Raw genomic sequence first — 229 nt, 5'->3', positions numbered from 1 at the left:
CTGGTAGCGCTTGGCCACGTAGGCCTTGACCCGCTGCAGGTCGGGGCTGAGTTTGGCCGGCGTCTCCGCGACTTCGGCGACCGGCTCGACCACCGGTTCGTCGACGACTACCGCGCTGACGGACGATTCGCCGCCGAGACTGCCAAGGGACAAACCCTGTACGCCGTGATTGGCGATCCGTGAAGCAATGAACAGGGTAACGATGAGCCCGGCGACGAGAAGCCCGCCG

General features: G+C 65.9%; 1 protein-coding gene. It reads right to left on the bottom strand.

Annotated features, from left to right (window positions below):
• A partial coding sequence (locus tag L6Q67_RS24425; protein WP_296576393.1) for a hypothetical protein occupies nucleotides 1–229 on the bottom strand: 229 nt, incomplete at both ends.

It is taken from the genome of Zoogloea sp. (assembly GCF_023150065.1).
Taxonomy (GTDB): Bacteria; Pseudomonadota; Gammaproteobacteria; order Burkholderiales; family Rhodocyclaceae; genus Zoogloea.
The sequence above is the reverse complement of the archived record's forward strand: the minus strand, read 5'-3'. Positions and strand labels throughout refer to the sequence as shown.